Below are 16,498 nucleotides of genomic sequence, written 5' to 3'. Positions count from 1 at the left end.
AAAGTGTTCAGGGAGACTCACGCTTTACTAAACTCGTCTCTATACGGCAGCCATCGTTCAATCAACTGCAACGCATTGCGGTTGTATTCGCGCCATACATAATCAGCCATGCCTTTAATTTCATCAATCAGGTAGGCGTCTCGCACTAAGTCCGCAATTTTTAAGTCGGCTACACCAGTTTGCTTGGTGCCTAAGAGCTCACCAGGGCCACGAATTTCGAGATCCTTTTCAGCGATGAAAAAGCCGTCATTTGATTCTCTTAGCACACTTAAACGCTTGCTGGCTGTCTTTGACAATGGGCTGGCGTACATCAACACGCAGTGGCTTTCGACGCTACCGCGCCCTACCCGCCCTCTTAGCTGATGAAGCTGTGCCAAACCTAATCGCTCTGGATTTTCTATGATCATCAAGCTGGCATTTGGCACATCAACACCCACCTCGATAACGGTGGTTGCCACCAGTAAGTCTAGCTTCTGTGACTTGAAGTCATCCATAATGGCCTGTTTTTCTTGAGCTTTTAAGCGTCCGTGAACTAAACCCACTTTCAAATCGGGCAGCGCGGTTCTGAGGCCAACCGCAGTGTCTTCTGCTGCCTGGCATTCCAGTACTTCAGACTCGTCAATCAGCGTACATACCCAGTAAATTTGACGTTTATCGACCAAGGCGGACTGGCGCACTCTGTCGATAATTTCACTGCGGCGAGTATCGGGTAAAACAACGGTTTTGACCGGTGTTCTGCCTGGTGGAAGTTCATCAATAATACTGGTGTCTAAATCTGCGTATGCGGTCATAGCCAGTGTGCGCGGAATGGGTGTGGCTGTCATTATGAGTTGATGGGGATACTTCCCCTGTGCCTCGCCTTTTTTACGCAGCGCCAAACGCTGATGCACGCCAAAGCGGTGTTGTTCGTCTACAATGACCAGCGCTAGGTTTTTATACTGCACGGCCTCTTGAAAAATAGCATGTGTGCCCAGCACAATTTGAACTTCACCGCTGGCTAGCTGCTCAAGCGTTGTGGTTCGCGCTTTGCCTTTAAGTTTACCCGCCAACCAACCAACACTGATCCCCAAAGGCGTAAGCCAGTTTGAAAAGTTATTCGCATGCTGCTCCGCTAAAAGCTCAGTCGGTGCCATTAGCGCGACTTGATATCCGGCGCTGATAACGGAAAGAGCAGCAAGTGCAGCAACTAATGTTTTCCCAGAACCCACATCACCTTGCACCAAGCGCATCATTGGCAAACCTGAGGCAAGGTTTTCTTCTATTTCCTGCACAACGCGCTTCTGCGCATTGGTTGGCGAAAACGGCAAGGTCTCAAGAAAACGTGCTTTTAAGGCGTCATCTTTTAGCACTGAGAAACCAGGCTCCGCTTGCGCCTGACCACGCACTTTTAACATGCTTAAATGATGCGCAAGTAATTCCTCTACCACGAGTCGTTTTTGCGCAGGGTGTTGGCCTTCACTAAGTGCTTCGATATTGACGTCTGCTGGGGGTCGGTGCACTAGTTTAAGCGCATCTATTAAGCTCAGTTGATTCGGATACAGTTTGTCTGGCAACAAATCAATCAATGCGCCTTTTTCAAGCTGAGTGAGTGCTTGCTTCGTTAGCTTTCTTAACGTGAGTTGATTAACGCCTTCAGTGGTTGGATATACTGGCGTTAGGGTCTCTTCCATTCCCTCATCGCTGCTATCGCTAATAATTTTATACTCAGGATGCGCCATTTCCATGCCTGAGCTACCCGCGCGCACCTCGCCAAAAGCACGTATAGTTTGTCCGGTAGAGAAGCCTTTAAGTTGAGCCGCTGAAAAGTGAAAAAACCGCAAGCTGATGCTGCCCGTGCCGTCATGTAATTTCACTATCAGCATGCGCTTGCGACCGTATTTGATATCTGCGCTTTGTACCTCACCTTGCACCGTAACGTGCAAGTAACTATGAAGTTGTGCCACTTGATAAAGCCGGGTTCTATCTTCATATCGCAAAGGCAAATGAAACACCACGTCCTGCAAATTTCTAAGGCCAAGTTTCGCTAGCTTTTCGGCCACCTTTGCGCCAACGCCTTTAAGCGTCGTGACCGATATGTCAGAAAGTGAATGCATGTGCGTTTGGCGATGCTCTTGATAGAAATAATCTTAAGCCTATCAAAGATTTTACAAACGCACACCTGATCTCAAGTCAGGTCTTTTTATCAAAGCGTATATTGATAAGATACTGTATTGTGCTAAGTTTCTGGTGAGTAATGATTATCGAACTAATAACATTGATGATACAGAGGGCATGAAAATGGACAAAATGCTATTTACCAGCGACAAGCTTCCCCAAGGAATGGAAGTCGCTGAAGTTTATCCAATGATTCAGTTTACTGGCACCGTAGAAATATCCGACCGAGGCGCGGTGGTGGGTATGTATGAGCGCAAGCGAACAGAAGAAGACGATATTATAAAACACTTTGCGGCGCTTGCGTCTAGTGATGCGAATGCTATTTTGGGTATTCAAGTATCAACGTCTACGCATAGTTTTGGCGACCTAGCATATTTATATATTACTTATGTCGGCACACCTGCTCTGGTGGTGTCTGAATAAAGTGCTATTTCTGGGTGACATCGCAACACTCAACATTAAAGGTCTAGACGCGCTGTTTTTTCCATAGCCATATTGCCATTGCTTTGGCATACTCAAGCTGGAGTGAAGTAAGAGTTGTGCAAACAGGCAAGTTTGCTCATTGCTGTAAACGGATGTTCTATGATTGACAATCGCTATCAAGTTGAGACCGCCGAAGGTATAGACATTACTATTGAGCCTGCGAGTCTAGCTGTTCGCACGTATGCCTTTGCTCTGGACTTTTTAATTCGTATCGTCATTGTTTTAAGCGCAAGTTTTGTCTTTGGTATGATGGCAGAATTCGGGTTTGGTCTGCTCCTGATTACCATGTTTTTGGTAGAATGGTTTTACCCGGTTGTGTTTGAAATTACAAAACAAGCCACCCCCGGAAAAAAGGCCTTTAATCTTAAAGTCGTCTACGAAAACGGTTTACCCATTACGTTTGCTGGCTCACTGACTCGCAATCTATTTCGCTTTATCGACTTTTTACCATTTTGCTATGCTACGGGCGCCATATCTATGCTGCTCAATAAGCAAAATAAGCGCTTGGGCGACATGGTAGCTGGCACTACCGTTATCTATCAGAACCCGCGAGCAACATCGCCAAGTTTCGAATATGAAATGCATCAATTTTCATTGCCCAATATGAGCACCGAACAACAAAAAATGATCATATCCTTTGCTCAACGCTCTTCCCAATTGAGTGAAGCTCGACAAATCGAGCTTGCAAATATCCTTGAGCCAGTACTTGGGTTAACAGGAGTCGAAGCGGTAAAGCGTATACAGTCTATTGCAGCGATTTTGATAGGAAAGTCAAAGGTGGATAAGTCATGAAGCAAGAGGCTTTTATTCTGGCTAAACAAGATGCATGGACGCAATTTGAAGAAGCGCTCACAAAACACATGCAGCCAGATGAGGATGAGGACGACGAATCGAAAGTCGCTGAGCCCCATGATTTGCCCAAGCTATATCGCCAGATCAGCCACGACCTTGCTAATGCGAAAGCTCGTCAATATAGTCCTGAGTTAATTCAACGCCTTAACGATTTATTGCTGCTCGGGCAAAGTCAGCTCTACCGTCCGAGCAACCGCGTGTTATCTTCTCTGATTCGTTTTGTTTCAAATGACTTCAGGCAAAGCCTATGCAGTATTAAGGCCTACATCATTTGGGCACATATTTTGTTTTATGGCTTTGCATTTAGCTCAGCCGCGCTCGTCATTTACTCGCCAGATGCGCTCAAGCATTTTGTTGACCCTGGCACCATTTCCTCAATTGAACGCATGTACAATCCTAGTTCTGAACACTTTGCTAAAGAACGCGCTTCGGATTCAGATTTTTTGATGTTTGGACACTACATCCGCAATAATATTTCTATTGCTTTTCAGTGCTTTGCAGGTGGCTTGGCCTTTGGCATTGGCGCGCTGTTCTATTTGCTATACAACGCAATATTTTTCGGTGCAATCAGTGCGCATATTGTGAATATCGATTACGGTTCGACCTTCTTCTCTTTTGTGATCACGCACGGCTCATTTGAACTCACCGCAATTGTAATATCTGCTGCTGCGGGCGGTGTGATTGGAAAACACCTCATCGCGCCGGGTCAGCGTAGTCGAATAGATTCGCTGAAACTAGCCGGCAAACGAACTTTCCCGGTTATTTTGGGCTGTTTTATATTGTTAGTATTGGCCGCCTTTGTTGAAGCTTTTTGGTCAAGCAGTCAATCTATTCCAAATGAGGCCAAGTATATTGTTGGGGGTCTGTGTTGGCTATGGATCCTCGCATTTGTATTTTGGCCCACAGCACAATCGAGCAAAATAGAATCGCCATCAGAGCAATTGGCCCATGCAGCTCGATAAACTTCAGATTGACCCAAGACCCAAATCGAGTTGGCAATGCTTTGACCTTGGTTGCCGTTTGGCGGTGCAGCATTTTAGGCCACTGTTTTGTTTTTGGTTACTTATATCCTTGCCGGTGTTTGGTCTAGCCTTCTGGTTTAGCCCCAGCATCGCTATACTTATATTTTGGTTGCTCAAACCTTGGTTTGAGCGAGGCCTTTTGTTTATTTTAAGTCGCGAAGTATTCAATCAACGCGTGTCTATTTTGCAAGTCTTGCGCGCTTGGCCTTCTCAAATTAAAGCACGATGGTTTGCCAGCATATCCTACGCGCGTCTAGCACCATCACGCAGCTTTGACGCTCCCGTTGCACAATTGGAAAAACTAACAGGCGAAAAGCGAAGTAAGCGTTTGAGTGTGCTTCATCAATCCAAAGACGACAACAGTGGATGGTGGACAATTTGCTGCGTGCACTGGGAATTATTTTTACTCATTTCTATCCTTGTGCTGGCGCAAATGATGCTGCCTACGGAGTTTGAGGGTGTCACTTTGCAAGATTTCTTCCCTCTGCAAATCTCCTATCAGATACAGGCAGTTTATGCGACCAGCGTGTATATAAGCGCGGCTTTGGTAGCACCGTTTTATGTTGCAGGGGGCTTTGTCGCCTATCTAAATCGCCGCGTCATTTTAGAAGGCTGGGATATTGAGCTGAGTTTTAAAAAGTGGGCGGCAAGCACGACTGACAAAAACAAAGCATCTGCGCAAATAGTGGTAGGTGCAAAATCGACAGCACCGAAAACGACCTTAAACTCAGTCTTGCCTGCCCTGGTCAGCTTAAGCTCTGCAATCGTTTTGAGTATCGCAGTTTTAATCCCCACTGCCGCAAGTGCACAAAGCTTTGGTGATGAGGACCGTGTAAAAGAACCCGAGTTGAGCACACCTGCGAGTTCCGAGCCATCACCTTCTAAGCGGTTTATATCATCAGATGACTTATCTCGTTTTGACAACCTAAGTAAAGAAGAATTTGGCGAATGGCATCCGCAGAATATTGACCAAAACTTATCTCAAGTGCTGGGCGAAGCTCCATTTGAGCAACGTAGCGACCATACCGTGACACGATATCGGTGGAAGGTGGATGAGGTTGAAGAAGAAACCCCAACCATGCCCGACGATGATTTCCTCAATTTTTTAAAATGGTTAGTCGCATCCTTTGAAGTCATTTTTTGGGTGTTGTTTGCCCTCGCCTTTGCCTATCTGATTTATAGCAACCGAGCACTGTTTGCCCATCTTAAAAGAGCCAGTCAAGACACCTTAGCCATCGTGGATATGCCAAGCTTTGTCGGCAGCTCAATTGATGAGCCGCTACCGGATGATATTGGCAGTCATGCCCAGTACGCGATTGATAACGGTGATTACCGATTGGCTATGTCGATACTGCTAAGAGCCAGTCTAAGTGAACTGGCATTAAGCGGCGTAAAAATTACGGCAAGCATGACCGAACAGGAGTGTATCTACCAAATCAAGCAAAGCTGCACCCTTGATTTGTCTAACACAATGCGCGCTCTGATTGAGGCCTGGTCGCGACTTGCTTGGGCCCATCAAAATCCTACTAGCGGTGATATGCAGGCTATGCTTGAAGCATATAAGCGCATATTTATTAAGCAAAGCTCAGATCAACATACGCTTGATGAAAGTCGAGAAAGTGCACTAGCAAACGCCGAGGCACAATCATGACGCAACGCAAAAACATAGCAGTGCTAAGCCTGTGCTTGATGATGATTGGCGCATATATAGCGCTAAATTTAGAAGCTTACGAAACCCAAACCTATACCCCCGCAGAGGCTGAGGCCTACCAGAAGCCATTTTTAGCCATGCAGCGCCACCTTGACGCTTACAATATTTCAGTAGAGATTTTCGATGATGACAGTCAATTATTTAGGACTGCCGGTCAAGCAAAGGTGCCATTAGAAGCAGGGTCCATCAAACCAGCAAAACATGATCTTATCGTACTGGCAAACGCCGAAGTGAGTATTAGCGAAGCACAGGCCGAGGCTTTGCTAACATTTGTTAAGAATGGCGGTCATGTAATTGCTAGTTTGCAAGATGGCAGACTGGCAAGCGGCAGTAGCAGCAGTTTTAGTGCCAATGCATTTTTGACACGACTCGGATTTATGACCGCACCTTCCAATATGCTCAGTGAACTTGAGGCAACACTCTCCTCCGACGATTTGATTAGCTTTGTCAATTCAGAACGCTATGGAGAACTGCGACTCGCGCTTGATACCGATATCAGCATTGAGTTTGGCGATGAAGATTATGACAAATTATCCGAGATGTCGGTTCGATATTCAGGGACACAATTTGCGGACACCCTGGTGCAACTGAGCTTTGGACAAGGTCACATTACTTTAGTCACTGACATCGATATTTGGACGAACTTCAAAATTGATGATTTTGACCATGTGTTTTGGTTACATGACTTAAGCCAACAAGCGCAGAAGATTTTTATATTCTCTTTTCGCTCACCGCCGATGTGGTATGAAGTTATCGATGAATATTCGCCCATGTTTTACACCCTGTTACTGATCACAATATTACTCAGCGCATGGCATGTTGGCGCGCGCTTTGGCACTATCAAACCCTTGAAGAATAACTTTATCAGCTACTTTTCACAGCATATCCGCGCTGCGGGTGAGTACTACTGGCGCAATCAACAGCGTGAAGAAATGGTAGAGGCAGTGCGTCAGCAACTATTGGAAGAGTTAAGCAAGCGAATGGGGACGGCACTTTCTGCCGATAGAGATGCCGATACAAGCGCACAATCCAAGACAAGCGGCAAAGTTGAGACGCAAATCAAGACACTTTGCAAATTAAGTGGGTGGGAACGCAAAAGCGTTGAAGCCTATGTATTTGAACCCGTAAAAAACCATGACGTAGAATTTGTCCGCATTATGCAAGGACTGCAACAACTCAGGAAAATAATATGAGCAACTTAGGTGGGCAGCCCGACTCCCCAGAAAACGAGAAGACTCAGAACCAAAGCACACAGGATATCAGTGCGCCAGAAGCACAAAGCCATAGCCAAATATCTACCGGCGAAATCGAAAAAGCCCGACACGATATTCAAGCCTTGATAGACAATATTGAAACCTCACTTATCGGCCAAAGAGATGCAATTGAACAGGTATTGGTGGCGTTTATTGCTGGTGGTCACGTGTTGATTGAAGGCGTCCCGGGTTTGGGAAAAACGCTATTGGTTAAACTTTTGGCGACGAGCATCAAACTTGATTACAAGCGCGTTCAGTTTACCCCTGACCTAATGCCTGCAGATGTGACCGGACATTCCATCGTGAATATGAAAAGCGGTGAATTTATGCTCAAAAAAGGCCCCGCTTTTACCAATTTACTGCTTGCGGATGAAATTAACCGAGCCCCTGCGAAAACCCAAGCGGCGCTGCTTGAAGTGATGCAAGAACGCCAGATTACGATAGACGGCAAGGCTCGCATGGTAGGCAATCCATTTATGGTGCTTGCAACGCAAAACCCGATTGACAATGAGGGGACCTATCCTCTACCCGAAGCCGAACTTGATCGCTTTATGATGAAGGTGCTCATTGATTATCCAAGCAAAGAAGATGAACTTGTGCTCACCAAGCAAATTACGCACAGCCAATCAGACAAGCAGTCGGGTGGCGATGCTTCAAGCGCTGAAGCAAGCGCAGTTTTAGATAGTGAAGTCTTAGGCGGGCTGACTGAACTTGCTCAGAACGTCATTGTGGATGATAAGATCATGCAATATGCAGTGAATATTGTGAGAAGTACACGCGCATGGCAAGGCATTGTGCATGGTGCAGGCGTGCGAGCAAGTATTGCGCTGATTCAAGCGGCGAAAGTCGCAGCGCTTATGCAAGGACAAAGTTATGTTACACCCGATCACGTTAAACGCATGGTCAATTGTGTTCTCAGGCACAGAGTGACGCTTTCCGCTGAGCGCGAAATTGCCGGCGTTAGCGTCGATGAAGTGCTAAACGATTTGTGTGAATCGGTAGACGTTCCTCGCCAATGAAACTTGTTTCACTGAGGCCTGCACGCCGATTTATTATTGCAAGCGTTGCCCTGATGCTGATGTCTTTATTGTATCCGTTGCTAGGAAGCGTTTGGCACGGCGCGACACTGTATGAATGGTTGCCTTTTTCGCTGTTGTTTATGCTTTTCACCGCATCGGGGTTTGACTTATTTCGCTCTCGTTTGTCGCCTAAACTTGGCGCAAGCAGAACCCTCATCGATATTCTATCGGTACATCAAGCCACCAAGGTGGATCTTGCGCTGCACAATGAGAGTGCTGCGCCACTTAGCTTTGAATTTAGAGAAAAGCTTCCGCCTGATTGGGAGCACAATATGGACGCTCAGCTTGTTGTATCGCTAAAAGCGGGTGAAACTCAGCATTTCAAGTATGAGGTAACGGCACGAGAACGTGGTCCCAAAACCATCGATGGCATTTACTTTCGCGTAGCTTCTGGGCTTGGGCTGTGGGAATACACATGGTTTTATACTTGCCCAAGTGAACATAAAGTCTATCCCAATTTTAGTGGGCTGGCCGATTTAAGCGGACTAAATGGTAGTGTAAATTTACGCGAAGCAGGTCTTAAAAAATTCAACCTTCGCGGCTCTGGCATGGACTTTTTGCAGTTGCGTGATTATCGGGAAGGGGAAAGCCTACGGCAAATTGATTGGCGAGCCAGCAGCCGATTCAAACGACTCATATCAAAAGAATTTCAAGAAGAGAAAAATCAGCATGTTGTGCTAATGGTTGATGCTGGACGCAGAATGAGAGTCCAAGACGATGAGCTGAGCTACTTTGACCGCAGCTTACACGCATTAACCATGTTGTCTTTTACCGCGCTTAAAAATGGCGACCGCATCAGCATACAGAGCTTTGGCGGTGAGACGCGATGGCTGAACCACGTGCGCGGCGCAAAAAGCGTAAGCCAAGTGATGCATCATTTCTATGATTTGTACCCTCAAAAAGTCGCCAGCGACTATTTAAGCGCAGCGCAGGACTTGATCAGTAAACATAGTAAACGTGCCTTGGTCATGCTGGTAACCTGCTTGCGTGATGAAGATTTTGAAGACATATTTCTAGCCACAACGCTGCTCCAAGAAAAACATCTCGTTGTCATCATCAGCATTGAGGAAAACATCTATGATGAGATTGAACACAAAGCGGTAGAGCAGCTCGATAATGCGCTAGATTATGCGTCAAGTGTATTGCTCAAACGCAGTATTCACCGCAATATCAGGCGTCTACAACATCAAGGTGTGGTTTGTATTCAAAGCAAAGCGCAGTTATTGAGCAGCGATTTAATCAACAGCTATTTGAGTATTAAAAAATCAGGGGCACTCTAGCAGTATTGAGGGATAAGACAAACAACTATGCAACACGACAATCAAGATGTATCCAACGAAAAAGCAAGTGAAAATATCTATGCGGCGCCTGAAGCAGACTTGCAAGTGCTCTATGAATACGATTCGAAGCTCGTATTGGCAGATCGCTTGAAACGTCTGGGTGCTGTAGTTCTCGATACACTAATCATTATCGTATTGGCCGGAATCGGTGGATTGATAATGGCATTATACTCAGGCCTTTTCTCAGATTCACCCAACAGCGCTGATTTATCACAGTCGAAAGTACCGTTTATGATAGCGATAGTCATGTCTACCATTTACTTTTTAATAAACGGGCAGCTGCTGTACAGATATGGTCAGACAATAGGAAAACGTTTTTTGAAGATAAAGATTGTGCGTCGAGATGGATCTAGAGCCAGTTTCAGAAGACTATTGTCACTCAGAATTGTGCTCATTCAATTGCTTTACCAGGTTCCTCTTGCAGGCTCTGTATTTTCGCTGGTGAATGCACTGTTCATATTCAGAGAAGATCGGCGCTGTATTCATGACATGATTGCTGACACTATTGTCATTGATGCCCCCATATCAAAGATCGAGTGATAGGAATCTCCTTTCTTGTTAATAAATCATAGAATAAATGCGATTCTCTGTTGCACATGGTTCTTCTAAAAGCATATGCTGTTGCGTGAACATAAGTACTCTCCATCAAGGAACTCGTGCATATGAAACTCAAAGACCTCATTGTATTCGAACCCATTAATCTATCTAATTTAGTGGCCGTGTTTATACCCATCGTATTTCTACTTTTGTTCTATGGGCAAGAAGTGGGTAAATTCATGGATAACCTCTCCTCCGTAAAGCTTAATCTTTTAAGCGGCGAAATTACCTTGGCATCCCATCCTGTTGTAGTGCCATTAGAACAGATGAACAGCAATTTTGATGCGCTTTTTTCCGGCAGTTCTTCAATGGACGAAATGGCTAAATCTACTCAAGCGGAGTTAGTGCGGCGCATGGAGAGCGTGGATGGCAGAAGTGGGGTATTACGCTACATTGTCGATGAGCCTTTTAATCACTACGACGATGACAAAATGCTCGAATACTTATCGGTTGCTTCATCAAAAGTGAAGTTTTTAGCGTTTTACAGCAATGAGCAATTTGTCGGCGCCATCGAAATTGAATACGTCATTGCCGGTTTGGCAGGTAATCAGCGTGAATATTCGGATTTCAGAGGCAAGCTAGCTTCCGGAAACTGGCGAGAATTTCCCTCACTGATTACCACTGATGAAGTGTTTAATGAAAAGCCCACCCTTTCTTTGCTTCATCAGCGTTTAAAAGCAACTGGGCACGCAGCCCTTCCTTTAGTTGAACAGAATAAGCTGGTCGGCTTTTTGGACTATAAGTCAATTGCAGATGACCTATATAACCAAGCCGCATCATCTAACTCTGCATAACGCCGGTATTATTTGCTCATGATGCCCGCTACTTTGCCTTAAGCTTTTGGCTAACGTGGGCTCTAAACGCTTTTACGACAGGCGAGTCCTGTTTACCGTTTGGCCTGACCCAATACCAGCTATTCGGGATGGGAAATTCTTTCACGGGCAGCTCCACCAAATTACCAGGCGCCATGTGATTAAGCGCATGGCGACTAACAATGGCAATCCCTAAACCGGCCATTACCGATTCTTTAATTGCTTCGTTGCTAGCAATAGTAACAGGACGCGCAAGCACTAAACCATGTTGATTGAAAAACTGCTCAATGGCAAAGCGCGTGCCGGAGCCATTTTCGCGAATGAGCAAACGCTCACTGTTAAGTTCATTCCACACTATGTTGCTTTTGTGTTGAAGTGGATGGCCTTGCTTCGCTATTACCACCAATGGGTTTTCAGTTAAAAATTCAGACCGAATATCTAAGTCGTTTGGCGGATTACTAAAGACATATAAATCGTCTAGATTTTGTTTCAAACGCTGAATGATTTCGGCTCGGTTGCCAATTTGAAATTCGGGTTCGATGTTGGGATAGCGTTGACAAAACTCGCCCAACCAATTGGGTATCAAATACTTTGCGGTTGTCACCACGCTAATCTTTAACTGCCCAACCGACAAACCCTCGCGCTGAGCCAAGCGCATTTCTAGATTATCCATCACGCTAAATAATTCACGAGCAGCGTCTCGCACCTCTGAGCCGGTGTCAGTAGGATACAGCTGCTTGCCAACTTGCTCAAATAAGGTCACGCCTAAAGACTGTGAAAGCTTAGCGATTTGAGTAGAAACAGTGGGCTGAGCTAAGTGTAAAGCTTTTGCGGCGAGCGTGACGCTGGCATAGTCAGCCACACCAAGAAATATCTCCAGTTGCCTGAAGGTCGTTTGGCGAGTGTGAAAACGTTTAGCCCAAGCCATACATTTACTTTTATAGATATAAAGTGACGAATAAATCTATTATTGCAAACCACCAGTATCAGTACAATGTCGCTCACAACTATAAACATAAAATTAACAAATAGGATTGACTATGGCAGAACAGAAAACACCGATTACAGTCGCGTATGGCGATGGCATTGGCCCCTCTATTATGCAGGCCACACTTGATGTACTTGACGCTGCAGGCGCGCAAATCGCACCAGAGACCATCGAAATTGGCGAAAAGGTTTACCTAAGCGGTCAAACCAACGGCATTGAAGCGAGTGCATGGGAGTCTTTACGCCGCACCAAAGTGTTTCTTAAAGCCCCTATCACCACCCCGCAAGGCGGCGGATACAAAAGCTTAAATGTGAGTATGCGCAAAGCGCTTGGATTATATGCAAATGTGCGCCCCTGTATCGCTTATGCTCCTTTTGTAGACACCAAGCACCCTGAGATGGACATGGTCATTGTTCGAGAAAATGAAGAGGACCTTTATGCAGGTATTGAGCACAGACAGACCGAAGAAGTGTATCAGTGTTTAAAACTCATCACGCGCCCAGGCTGTGAGCGCATTGTGCGCTATGCTTTTGAATACGCTAAAGCGCAAAAACGTAAGCGCGTCACTTGCTTTGTTAAAGATAACATCATGAAGCTAACCGACGGTCTATTTCACAGTGTGTTTAAAGACATTGCTTCAGAATATCCCGATATTCAACACGACAGCATGATCGTAGATATTGGTGCTGCGCGCGTTGCAGACACGCCTGAAGATTTTGATGTGATCGTGATGCCCAATCTCTATGGTGACATCATTTCCGATGTTGCCGCCCAAATAGCGGGCTCCGTTGGCATGGCAGGCTCTGCCAATATTGGTGAATCATGCGCGATGTTCGAGGCCATTCATGGCTCAGCGCCCGATTTGGCCGGTCAAGATATTGCTAACCCATCGGGTTTACTGCACGGCGCAATACAAATGCTGGTGCATATTGGCCAAGGCGATGTCGCAGAGAAAATTCATCATGCATGGTTGGTTGCGTTAGAAGAGGGCCTGCACACTGCCGATATTTATAAAGAAGGGGCAAGCGCGCAAAAGCTAGGCACCGAGGACTTCGCAAAAGCGGTAATCAGCAAATTAGGGCAAAGCCCTTCAAAGCTAAAAGCACCGTCATATGCCGATGCAAAACCGCTCTCGTTGCCGAGTGTTGGTCATAAAACACCTTGTAAAAAAGAACTGGTGGGTATTGATATTTTCTTACAATGGCAAGGCGGTACGCCAGCTGATTTAGGAGAAGCACTTAAATTGACTAGCAACGAAGAGCTAGCGCTTAAGTTAATTACCAACCGTGGCGTTAAAGTTTGGCCAGAAGGCTTTGAAGAAACCTACTGCGTTGATCACTGGCGCTGTAGATTCATGTCATCGAAAGACGAGCTTGATTTTGCCGAAGTCCTCTCACTTCAAATTCGTTTAAACAGCGCAGGATACGATGTCGTCAAAACCGAAAATTTGTATAACTTCAATGGTGAGCCTGGATATGCAGCCGTGCATGGCTAGCTGAACTATCGCTGAAGAATGTCCACACAAAAAAAGCTCGGACGAATCCGAGCTTTTTATTTGAAACTTTGCAATTTTTTGAAAAATTTACTCTGTCGCCTCCTGCAAATCTTTCATTTCATCATGCATCTTTTGTGCTTTAATGCGCACTTGTCGTAATGCTGATAAACATCCTTCGGGCTGCTCCTCGCTCAACGCATCGTCCAATGACTCTAACACTTTGTCTTCTACTTCTTCTAGTTGATCAATGTAGGTATGTTCAGCGTCAGATGACATTTTGCTGATTAGGCTGGTATACATTTTTCTGGAATCTATCATCCAATGCGTATCGTCCTCCTTCTCACCTTGCTCATTAATGGCGAAAGGTTGCAGACTATTGATTGCCTCTTGCTTTTCAGAAATCATACGCTGAAAAATTCCGATGAAGCTTTGTGTATCTACTTTCTTTATCGCTTCTTGATAAAACTCAATTCCACCTTGCAATACTTTAATTACGTCAGCGACTTTTTTTACTTGATTACTCATAAAAAACTCCTGTATCTGTTTATGAAAGTAAATGAAGAGTAAGATTGTTCACTGTTCATTGCTCGAAGTCAGAGCTGCAAGCCTCATGCCGAAGTCCTTCGGAATTAACTCGCTGAATTTTATGCGCTTTTCTTAATTAAATGAGATGCATTTTTTAATGTGAAAAGAATCTTCAAAATAGATTGTAGAATTTACTTGCTTCGCAATGAAATCAGCCCGCTTTACGAGGAAAAGCGAGCTGACTCAATCGCGCTCTAGTCTGCCTTGACGAGTTTTGCCGCACTAAGCACAAGTTGTGCGGAGGGGCGAGTTTTAAAATCAGGATTCACGTAATTAAACAAAACCGTACCGCTGGTGTCGGTAATGAAAATAGCAGGGGCAGGCAGCACTGCGCGCTCGCTATCGTCGCTAGCGTCGGCTGCAAGTTCAATTTGCATACGGTCTTTGTAAAGTTTGCGCGTGTCGTCTGGTACGTAAAAACCAATACCGAATTCTTTAATTGCGTTTAAATCAGCATCAGAAATAAGCTGAGCTGCAAATTCTGTTTCAAGCTTTTGCGACTGAAGTTTTTCAGGTGTTTCGGGAGATATTGCCAGTATCTGATAACCCTCGCTAACTAACTCCTGCTCAATATCTTTTAATTCCGCTAACTGTCGAGAGCAATACGGGCACCAACCACCACGGTAAAAAACGATGACGCTGGGTTTTAGCATTAATAGCGCAGGCAGACTCACCGGGTCTCCCTCTGCCGTTTTGACCATTACGTTCGGAATGGTGGTTCCGTTAAGTATGGGAGTAACATTCGCGGCTGTATCTGCGATGACAGTGCGGTCAAGGGCATTAGCATGATTCAAACTCAGTCCAAGCAGCACGAAAATAATCGATGCTGCAGATAATAAGGGGCGCATAATATGTGATTTCATTCAGTTTCCTTTTAACATTGAGGAGCAAAATAGTGATGACAATCACTGGACCGGCATACGCTGCTTTTTATTTCAAATCTTGTTAGAAGTAAATTATGAAGTAAATTGAAGCGCGTCCCACCAGGCTTTATCTGCTGATATACACCCCTTGTCATCTACCTGTGGGAAGGGCAATTTACGGCGCACACATTCACGATAGAGAACAGGAAAGCCCCCTTCAAATAAAACATCTTGAGCCTCGCTTTCATCAAGCTTTGACTGAGCGTACATATTAGCAGCTTCTCTTTGACGCTGCGCTTCATAAAGAATGAGCGCTGCAGCTACTGATACATTTAAAGATTGCACCATCCCAACCATCGGAACAACAACGCTTTGATCAGCAAGCGCGATTGCTTCACTAGTCGCACCCGATTTTTCTTGACCCAACAGGATTGCGGTGGGCTGAGTGTAATCAATTTCACGAAAATCGACAGCCTTGTCGTCAAGATGAGTGACTAAGACCTGCATGTTATTGGCTTTTAGATGAGAAACGGCTTCTGCGGTGCTTCGATGAACTTGGGTTTTCACCCAAATTTGGCTGCCCATGGCAGTGCCTTTTCGCAAGGCGCGGTTTTCTTCCCACACTGCATGGATTTTATGAATGCCAACCGCATCTGCAGATCGTATGACAGCACTCACATTGTGTGGCTTATGCACTTCTTCAAGCAAGAGCGTTAGATCAGGTTGGCGTTTGGCCAATACTTGTCTAATTTTTTGGTAGCGCTCGGGGCTCATGCATTGTTGCATTAGCATAAGCTTCCTCTAGAGAATATACGCACGATTCATTCACTCAAAACGCATTATTCGGGCAGCACCATCACGCCGTCTATTTCTATTTTAACGCCCTTAGGAAGCGCGCTTACTTGAACCGCTGCACGCGCTGGATAAGGTTGCTTAAAATATCTCGCCATCACTTCGTTTACCTTAGCAAACTGTCCGAGGTCGGTTAAAAAGATATTTACTTTCACTAAATTAGACATGTTGCCGCCAGCTGCACTCACAACCGCTTGAATATTTTCAAATACCTGTACCGCTTGCGCCTCAAACGCTTCTGACACGATTTCCATAGTGCTTGGAACTAAAGGAATTTGACCTGACAGGTAAACAGTGTTTCCGGCCTTTACAGCTTGACTGTAAGTGCCAATAGCTTCGGGAGCGTCGTTAGTCTGAATAATCGATTTTGACATGGTGTTGCCCTCTTGTTTTAGCGAGTACCGGTTATGAA

The 16,498-nt window shown here is 45.3% G+C and carries 16 protein-coding genes; 10 read left to right on the top strand and 6 right to left on the bottom strand.

Annotation, left to right across the window (positions count from 1 at the left end; all coding sequences use genetic code 11):
- Window positions 1–17: 17 nt before the first annotated feature.
- A complete protein-coding gene (gene recG / locus PN836_RS14530; RefSeq protein WP_395339488.1) occupies window positions 18–2,093 on the bottom strand; it encodes an ATP-dependent DNA helicase RecG in 2,076 nt (691 codons plus the stop codon).
- 184 nt (window positions 2,094–2,277) lie between these two features.
- On the opposite strand from recG, the gene PN836_RS14525 reads away from it, so the two are divergent.
- The 9 genes from PN836_RS14525 to PN836_RS14485 all read left to right on the top strand — a co-directional run bounded on the left by PN836_RS14525 (window position 2,278) and on the right by PN836_RS14485 (window position 11,285).
- Complete coding sequence (locus PN836_RS14525) at window positions 2,278–2,577, top strand: hypothetical protein (RefSeq protein ID WP_395339485.1); 300 nt, start codon at window positions 2,278–2,280, stop codon at window positions 2,575–2,577.
- A 159-nt stretch (window positions 2,578–2,736) separates the two neighbouring features.
- Window positions 2,737–3,429 (top strand): RDD family protein, encoded by a 693-nt coding sequence (locus PN836_RS14520; protein WP_395339482.1) that lies wholly within the window; start codon window positions 2,737–2,739, stop codon window positions 3,427–3,429.
- Window positions 3,426–4,451, top strand: a complete 1,026-nt coding sequence (locus PN836_RS14515; protein ID WP_395339479.1) for a stage II sporulation protein M — start codon at window positions 3,426–3,428, stop codon at window positions 4,449–4,451. Before PN836_RS14520 ends, PN836_RS14515 begins: the two co-directional genes overlap by 4 nt.
- Window positions 4,438–6,162: a hypothetical protein gene (locus PN836_RS14510; RefSeq protein WP_395339477.1), complete on the top strand. Its 1,725-nt coding sequence runs from the start codon at window positions 4,438–4,440 to the stop codon at window positions 6,160–6,162. Before PN836_RS14515 ends, PN836_RS14510 begins: the two co-directional genes overlap by 14 nt.
- A complete protein-coding gene (locus PN836_RS14505) occupies window positions 6,159–7,415 on the top strand; it encodes a DUF4350 domain-containing protein (protein WP_395339474.1) in 1,257 nt (418 codons plus the stop codon). Before PN836_RS14510 ends, PN836_RS14505 begins: the two co-directional genes overlap by 4 nt.
- Window positions 7,412–8,494 (top strand): AAA family ATPase, encoded by a 1,083-nt coding sequence (locus PN836_RS14500; protein ID WP_395339472.1) that lies wholly within the window; start codon window positions 7,412–7,414, stop codon window positions 8,492–8,494. The genes PN836_RS14505 and PN836_RS14500 overlap by 4 nt, the downstream gene beginning before the upstream one ends.
- Entirely contained in the window at window positions 8,491–9,834 is a 1,344-nt protein-coding gene (locus PN836_RS14495; RefSeq protein WP_395339470.1) for a DUF58 domain-containing protein, read from the top strand. Before PN836_RS14500 ends, PN836_RS14495 begins: the two co-directional genes overlap by 4 nt.
- Window positions 9,835–9,861: 27 nt before the next feature.
- Complete coding sequence (locus PN836_RS14490) at window positions 9,862–10,434, top strand: RDD family protein (RefSeq protein ID WP_395339467.1); 573 nt, start codon at window positions 9,862–9,864, stop codon at window positions 10,432–10,434.
- Window positions 10,435–10,556: 122 nt separating this feature from the next.
- The gene (locus tag PN836_RS14485) at window positions 10,557–11,285 is read left to right on the top strand and encodes a hypothetical protein (protein WP_395339464.1); all 729 of its coding nucleotides are present in this window, start codon (window positions 10,557–10,559) and stop codon (window positions 11,283–11,285) included.
- Window positions 11,286–11,313: 28 nt separating this feature from the next.
- Here the strand turns inward: PN836_RS14485 and PN836_RS14480 are convergent, their stop codons facing one another.
- Window positions 11,314–12,231: a LysR family transcriptional regulator gene (locus tag PN836_RS14480; protein ID WP_395339461.1), complete on the bottom strand. Its 918-nt coding sequence runs from the start codon at window positions 12,229–12,231 to the stop codon at window positions 11,314–11,316.
- Window positions 12,232–12,343: 112 nt separating this feature from the next.
- Here PN836_RS14480 and PN836_RS14475 point away from each other — a divergent pair, with 112 nt between their 5' ends.
- Window positions 12,344–13,786: an NADP-dependent isocitrate dehydrogenase gene (locus tag PN836_RS14475; protein ID WP_395339460.1), complete on the top strand. Its 1,443-nt coding sequence runs from the start codon at window positions 12,344–12,346 to the stop codon at window positions 13,784–13,786.
- Window positions 13,787–13,873: 87 nt separating this feature from the next.
- On the opposite strand, the gene PN836_RS14470 is transcribed toward PN836_RS14475, so the two are convergent.
- The 4 genes from PN836_RS14470 to PN836_RS14455 form a co-directional block, all read right to left on the bottom strand.
- Window positions 13,874–14,311 carry a PA2169 family four-helix-bundle protein gene (locus tag PN836_RS14470; RefSeq protein WP_395339458.1) on the bottom strand — a complete coding sequence of 146 codons (438 nt, stop codon included), beginning with the start codon at window positions 14,309–14,311 and terminating at the stop codon, window positions 13,874–13,876.
- 254 nt (window positions 14,312–14,565) lie between these two features.
- The gene (locus PN836_RS14465) at window positions 14,566–15,234 is read right to left on the bottom strand and encodes a peroxiredoxin-like family protein (protein WP_395339456.1); all 669 of its coding nucleotides are present in this window, start codon (window positions 15,232–15,234) and stop codon (window positions 14,566–14,568) included.
- Window positions 15,235–15,327: 93 nt separating this feature from the next.
- Complete coding sequence (gene trmH / locus PN836_RS14460; RefSeq protein WP_395345671.1) at window positions 15,328–16,008, bottom strand: tRNA (guanosine(18)-2'-O)-methyltransferase TrmH; 681 nt, start codon at window positions 16,006–16,008, stop codon at window positions 15,328–15,330.
- 65 nt (window positions 16,009–16,073) lie between these two features.
- The gene (locus tag PN836_RS14455; protein WP_395339454.1) at window positions 16,074–16,460 is read right to left on the bottom strand and encodes a RidA family protein; all 387 of its coding nucleotides are present in this window, start codon (window positions 16,458–16,460) and stop codon (window positions 16,074–16,076) included.
- Window positions 16,461–16,498: the final 38 nt, after the last annotated feature.

This window comes from Ningiella algicola, assembly GCF_028401415.2.
Taxonomy (GTDB): domain Bacteria; phylum Pseudomonadota; class Gammaproteobacteria; order Enterobacterales; family Alteromonadaceae; genus Glaciecola.
This window is presented reverse-complemented; position numbering and strand designations above follow the sequence as displayed.